The organism is Kosmotoga sp., from assembly GCF_982836095.1.
Genome location: NZ_CEYIHJ010000103.1, coordinates 1 through 6739, shown reverse-complemented (window position 1 = coordinate 6739; position 6739 = coordinate 1). Strand labels below are relative to the sequence as shown.

Genomic DNA, 6739 nt, shown 5'->3' with positions numbered 1-6739 from the left:
CGTCGTGTCCAGAAGTGATGATGTCAAGCTGTTGATCTTTCGTCTGAAAAGCAATAAGTGCCCTCTGCTTGTAAGAACTCCAATCAGTGGAATCGAAATAAGCTTCTACCTCAACTCTTATATCGGCTCCAGCAGCTTCGAGTACTGTGTTCAGCATCTCTGCCGCTTTTTCAAGATTCACCTTTCTGTTAATTGATGGATCATCAGGTCCTACTGCCCAGGCAACGAGTTTGATAGTCTGAACAGCGAATAGTGAAGACAGCGCAAAAAGCGAAAGCAATACAAAGATAAGCGCACGTTTCATAAAAACCCCTCCTTTTTCAAAATGATGGCCAAAGGCCACAGAATTTATCTAAGCTTGGCACTCTTCCTCATAAGAACCTTGGTAAACAACGAAATCTGTACAGGACTGATATCTTCCTTATTCAAAAGGTCAAACAAACGTTTTGCTGCCAAAGAGCCCATCTCTTCCTTTGGAACATGTACAGTGGTTAACGGCGGTTGGCAACTCGCTGATGAGATGATATTGTCAAAACCGAGAACGCCAATTTCTTCAGGAACCTTTTTCCCCAGTTCTTTAAGATATTCAATAACATCAATAGCATAGCGATCTTCAAAAACAGCAATGAGTTCGGGCTCTTTATTATCATCCAGAATCCTTTTCAGAATAAGCTTCAGGTCTTGACCTTCGGCAAAATCGTATATCACAGGTTCCAAGCTCTTTTCGCGCATTGCCCTTCTATAACCAATCATCCTTTGTTCATAACTGAAATGTTTGGCAACGTTGTGAATATAGATGATTTTTCTATATCCGGTTTTCAAAAAGCGCTTGATCAATTTGTATTCCCCATCAAACCCATTTGAAATCACACAGTCCACATCATACCCGGAGATGAATTGGTCAACAAGGACAAAGGGTTTTCCGATGTCTTGAAATTTCTCTATAATCCCTTCTGAAATTCCGCCACCTACTAACAAAAAGCCATCTTTTTCTTCAACGCCATCTCTTTCGTTCAGCATGCTAAAGGGAAAAATCGAATAATTGCATTTTTTGCGTGAGAAGTAATCCTGTATACCCTCGAAAACCTTCACATAAAACTGGTATTCAGAACTTTCAATTCCCCTGAATACTTCATCTGGACAGCCAATTCCGATTTCATAAAATCTTTTTTTTGCGAGGTTTTTTGCAAAAATATCGGGTTTGTAATTCAACGACTCAATGGCCATAAGTACTCTCTGCCTTGTCTTTTCCGAAACATTCGGGCTTCCGTTTATAACCCGGGAGACGGTAGCAGTTGACACATTTGCAATTCTCGCAACATCCTTCGTTCGAATTTTCAACGATAACCCTCCTTATTCAGTACATACTACACATACTACATATAATTCCACATAATTTATTCTCTCACAGTGCTGCTTTGATGCAAAACCCGATTACTTGCCAAGATATATGGTCATCAATGATTATTCGGTATTAAGAGGGTTCACGATAAAGCATGATGTAATCGCATACATTTTCATAATTAGAACACACTTCACAAGCAAATATCATTTGAGCTTAAATTCACATGCTTTGCACACGCCATTATAAGCAGTTCACAAGAAATTTTGTAATGTAAGCGCATACAAACTTTGAATCACTAGATAACTCGACTCAATTTTCAATATCAATTGAGCGGGGGTGCTATGATCTTGATTAAATCTTCCGGAGTAACCTCATCTTTGGATACATCTGCAACTTTTTCCCCATGGTCAAGAACGACAAATCTTGTAGCAACCCTGTACACATGGTAGATGTTATGCGCCACCAAAACAACAGATATGCCTTTTTCGCTGACTCTTTCAATGAGGCTTAATATTGCCTCAGTTTCACGAACTGAAACAGCGGCTGTTGGTTCATCGAGTATTAATAACTTCGCGCCAAAGTGTACCCCTCGACCTACGGCGACAGTTTGCCTTTGACCACCCGATAAAAAGGCCACAGCCTGATCAACTGATGGGATCTCTATACCAAGCCCTCTGAGCCCCTGACGGGATACATTTCTCATTTCATGTTTGTTGAGTATTTTCAGTGGTCCAACTTTTTTACACACTTCCCTGCCAAGAAAGAAATTTCTCCACACTGGCATCAAGCCAACAAGAGCCAAATCCTGATAAACGACCTCTATCCCCGCATTATGCGAATCACGGGGGGTATTGAAATTAACTTCTTTTCCATCGAAAAAAATATGTCCTTCATCGTGGTGGTAATAACCAGCGATGATTTTTATCAAAGTAGATTTTCCCGCACCATTGTCTCCCAACAGGCCAACGACTTCTCCCTCTTCAACCCTGAAGTCGACTCCTTTTAACGCATCAACTGCTCCAAAACTCTTCTTAATACCTTTAGCTTCAAGTAAACTCATAGCAACACCTCCACAAGCTCCGTTCATTCCCCAACAAGCTTTTTCTTGATCCTTATGTTACTTAAAGCAGCAGCAACGAGTATTATCCCTACAAATGCCTGATACCAATAAGCGGGAGCTCCAATGAGGATCAGCCCGTTGTTGAGAGAAGCAAGAATTATACTACCCAGGAAGGCACCAAAGGCACTTCCATATCCACCTGTCATGAGTGTGCCACCTATAACGGCAGCGGTGATTGCCTGAAGCTCCATTTCAACTCCAAGTGATGGATCTACAATACGGAATCTCGCAAAAGTGGCAATACCTGCAAGGCCCGCCATAAGACCACTTATCATAAACGTTGAGGTCTTGATTTTCCATGATTCTACTCCCATGGCATCAGCAACACTTGGATTCCCCCCGCTGGCTGATATCCAGTTTCCATAACGTGTCCAGTCGAGAATGAAATAAAACAGGAAAGTGAATCCAACAAACCATAAACTTGACCAACGCATGTTGGGACCGAAACGGCCTCCAAAAATTTCTGCAATGAATTTTCCACTTGAAGGCAATAAAATAGGAAATCCCCCGGTAACAGCAAGAACAACCCCACGCCAGAACCATTGTGTTCCCAGCGTCGTTATGAACGATGGAATACGCCCTTTTGTCGTAACAACACCATTAACAATTCCCTGGCCAGCGGCGAAAGCCAAAGCGATGATTACAGCCAGAATAGCTGGCACACCGTTTTTCGCTAGTAGCGCAAAGATTATCGGCGTTAAGGCAAAGATCGAACCAACACTCAGGTCAAATTCTCCTGATATCATAACCAGGTTTATTCCCATTGTTACTAAACCAAGTTCAGCAGCAACAGTAGAGATAGTAACCAGATTACCCAGCGATAAAAATTGTGGATTCATAATTCCAAAGATACCGAAAATTGCTACAAGAGAAACTACACCACCAACTTCTTTAAATCGCAGGTATTTCAGTATTAACGGTCCATTGTTGTTTGTTGCCACTCAGTATCTCTCCCTTCTCAGGTCTGAAGAGTAATATGAGAATTCAGGAGGAAGAGGAGAGCTCTCCCCTTCCTCCCAAGTATTAACGATAACCTTCTTTTACACTGTTTTCTACAGGGCCAACATTGTCCTTTGTAATAATGAAAGGTCCTGTTAGCACATCACCAATGGGAGAGAGACCATATTTTTTGTAGAAGTAAAGAAATTCCACTGCAAGATATCCCTGCAAGTATTGCTGCTGATCAACAGTATATAGAACTTTTCCTTCTTCTATCCACTTGAGCATTTCTTCGGTAAGGTCAAAACCGCTTACCTTGACCTTTCCTTCAAGCCCCATGTCTTCTACCACGGTTACAGCTGGGAGTGTTCCTATAGGGCCAAGGGTGAAAATCATGTCGGTATCAGGATGTTTTCGCAGGTAACCTTCAAGAACCGATACGCCTTTTGAAGGATCTACGGTAATATTCAATTTTTCGACAGGAATTCCTTTTGGACTGAGAGCATCCATTATACCCTTTGCCCTCATTTCCATTCCAGCATGCCCTACTTCGTGAATTGCTATAACTGCGCGTTTAGGTGTGAATTGTGAGAGAACATACATTGCGCCATTGTATCCACCAAGATATTCGTTGTTTCCGATGTAAGCGATGTATGGAATTTTATCCAACCCTGTTCTTGGGTCTGGAACATTGATGGCGATGACCGGAATTCCGGAAGAGATCGCCCTTTTGAGAGGCTCTTCCACGGCGTTAACGTCGGTTATTGTGACTATTAACCCATCTGGCTTCGCAGCAATGGCCGCGTTCAAATTATTAACGAAGGTTTGAAGAGAATACTTCACTGGTCCAAGATACGTTGCGTTCACTCCATATTTCTCAGCTGCATCATTCATGCCTTTCATCACGATTCCCCAGAATGGATCAGCAGGCCCTCCATGGGAAACCAGATAGAAATTCATCTCTGCAAGTAAAAGACTCGAGCTAAGAACAACCAAAAGTATTACAAGAACTTTTTTCATGCAATACCCTCCCTTTCAAGTAATTTTGGAATTTACAAGAAAAATTCCCCGTTTTTTCCCTGTTTTCTATCCCCCCTTTCTTTCTGGTATTTAGCGGGGTTGAGAAATATCTTTGTCTATGATTTTTTTGAGTTCTTCAAAATCCGGCATGATTCGAGCAACACCAGAATCAACAGCGGCCCTGGCCACTGCGACGGCAACAGCTTTGCCTACACCCGGGTCAAATGCCCACGGAATGATCTTGTTCTCGTTGATTTCTGCATCAGGCAAAAACCCCGCCAGGGCATCCACGGCAGCGAGTTTCATTTCATCGTTTATATCTCTCGCTCTGACGGATAATGCGCCACGGAAAAGACCCGGGAAAACGAGTACATTGTTTATCTGGTTATTGAAGTCGGATCTTCCGGTTGCCACGATTCTCGCACCTGCTTCCTTGGCCTCATCTGGATAAATCTCTGGAATGGGGTTTGCAACGGCAAAAACTATGGGATCCTTTGCCATAGACTTAACCATGTCTTTATTGACAAGCCCGCCTATGGAAGTTCCGATAAACACATCAGCACCTCTTATGGCATCTTTGAGAGTTCCTGTAAGCCCTTCAGGATTTATCAAGAGAGCAATTTCTTCGTGAAAAGCATTTAACAGCGTTTCAGGATATTCTTTATTTAAAATACCGTTTTTATCGCATGCCACGATGTTCTTGACGCCAGCTGCAAGAAGCATTTTTATGATCGCTCCGCCAGCAGCACCTATCCCAACTGTTGCAACCTTGATCTCGCTTAGCTTCTTACCAGTTATTTTCAGTGCATTTTTCAAGGCAGCGAGTATTATAATAGCCGCTCCATGCTGGTCATCGTGAAAAACCGGAATATCAAGCTTTTCCCTGAGTGCTTTCTCAATGTAAAAACACTGTGGCGAGGCAATATCTTCAAGATTCACTCCGCCAAAAGTGGGGCTAACCGTTTCTACAAATTCCACTATCTTCTCAGGATCCTGTGTGTTTATACAAAGGGGGTAAGCGTCAACATTTGCAAATTCCTTGAACAATACCGCTTTTCCTTCCATAACAGGCAGAGCAGCTTCAGGTCCTATATTTCCAAGTCCCAGCACAGCTGATCCATCTGAGACGATCGCCACTGCATTCCAGCGATTCGTGTAGTTGAAAACTTCATCAGGCTTTTTATGAATCAATCTGGATACATCTGCAACACCCGGTGTGTAGGCAAGGGCAAGCATCTTCTGATTATTAACCGGTACCCTGCTCTTGACTTCAAGCTTTCCTCTGAACTTTTTATGCAACTCTAATGCTTCGTTATTCATTTCAATCCCTCCATCAAATCAATTCGGCAATCTTTACCGAACGATTTTCCTTAGCTGAAATGTCAGCAGCTCTGGCAACGAGGATTGAATAGTATCCAGCCTCTACGCCAGCAGAAACGTCCTTATCTTCAAGAACGGATTCAACAAAAGCCCGAATTTCGTTGGCAAAAGACTGCATGTAGCGTTGAGGAAAGTAGTACAAAGGCTTATCGCTACAAACCGCAGCTTCTGTGCTCACAATGACGTTGGTTTCTCTATCGTTCTCGGCCCGTGCGCTACCTTTCGAACCAAATACTTCTACTCTTTGGTCGTATCCATAGGTGGTTTTTCTACTGACATCAATCGCACAAATCGCACCGTTTTCCATCTTCAATATGGCATAGGCGGTATCGAAATCTCCCGCTTCGCCTATTCTGGGGTCAAGGAGTACACTGCCACCAGCGTAAACTTCGACTACTTCTGACCCCGTTAAAAACCTTGCAGTGTCAAACTCATGGATCATGAAATCGAAGAAGATGCCACCGGATTTCTTCACGAATTCTATATCGGGCAGGTGGGGATCTCTTGAAGTCGTTCTGATCAAATGAATTTCACCGAGTTCGCCAGAATCTATAAAGTCTTTGACCTTTCTGAAGTTATGATCAAAGCGCCTATTAAAGGCAATCTGGATTTTAACGCCGGTGTCTTTTAGGTTTTTATAAAGCTCTCTGGCCGTTTCTAGATTATGTGCAAGGGGCTTTTCCATAAAAACATGTTTTTTTGCTTTAACAGCCGCTTTTAACATTTCACCATGTAATGTAGTTGGAGATGCGATAACCACGGCGTCTATCTCAGGATCTTCTAAAACATCCTGCCAATTGGCCGTGATTTCGAAGTCGCCCAAACGTTCAGCCCAATTCTTTGTTTCATCAACCCGCGGATCTGCCAGTGTTTTGACCTTGGCTTCCGGCACGTGCTGAATGAGGTTAGTTGTGTGAATCCTTCCCAATCTTCCC

6 protein-coding genes and 1 pseudogene are annotated in these 6739 nt (G+C 42.9%); all 7 read right to left on the bottom strand.

What is annotated here, in order from left to right:
• Positions 1–304: pseudogene (locus tag AC3LHT_RS07405) on the bottom strand (ABC transporter substrate-binding protein); the annotation flags it as partial.
• A gap of 44 nt (positions 305–348) precedes the next feature.
• A complete protein-coding gene (locus tag AC3LHT_RS07400) occupies positions 349–1341 on the bottom strand; it encodes a LacI family DNA-binding transcriptional regulator (RefSeq protein WP_290644700.1) in 993 nt (330 codons plus the stop codon).
• Positions 1342–1667: 326 nt separating this feature from the next.
• On the bottom strand, positions 1668–2405 hold the full coding sequence (locus AC3LHT_RS07395; protein WP_290644702.1) for an ATP-binding cassette domain-containing protein: 738 nt from the start codon (positions 2403–2405) through the stop codon (positions 1668–1670).
• A gap of 23 nt (positions 2406–2428) precedes the next feature.
• Positions 2429–3406, bottom strand: a complete 978-nt coding sequence (locus AC3LHT_RS07390; RefSeq protein WP_290644704.1) for an ABC transporter permease — start codon at positions 3404–3406, stop codon at positions 2429–2431.
• 82 nt (positions 3407–3488) lie between these two features.
• The gene (locus tag AC3LHT_RS07385; protein WP_290644706.1) at positions 3489–4424 is read right to left on the bottom strand and encodes a sugar ABC transporter substrate-binding protein; all 936 of its coding nucleotides are present in this window, start codon (positions 4422–4424) and stop codon (positions 3489–3491) included.
• Positions 4425–4514: 90 nt separating this feature from the next.
• Positions 4515–5750: an NAD(P)-dependent malic enzyme gene (locus tag AC3LHT_RS07380; protein WP_366011128.1), complete on the bottom strand. Its 1236-nt coding sequence runs from the start codon at positions 5748–5750 to the stop codon at positions 4515–4517.
• A 7-nt stretch (positions 5751–5757) separates the two neighbouring features.
• Positions 5758–6739 (bottom strand): inositol 2-dehydrogenase (gene iolG, locus AC3LHT_RS07375; RefSeq protein WP_488662447.1); only part of this gene is annotated, 982 nt, incomplete at its 5' end.

Excerpts from the sequence above, each read along its gene's own strand:
- AC3LHT_RS07395 (WP_290644702.1), bottom strand. The coding sequence starts at position 2,405 with ATGAGTTTACTTGAAGCTAAAGGTATTAAGAAGAGTTTTGGAGCAGTT.
- AC3LHT_RS07385 (WP_290644706.1), bottom strand. The coding sequence starts at position 4,424 with ATGAAAAAAGTTCTTGTAATACTTTTGGTTGTTCTTAGCTCGAGTCTT.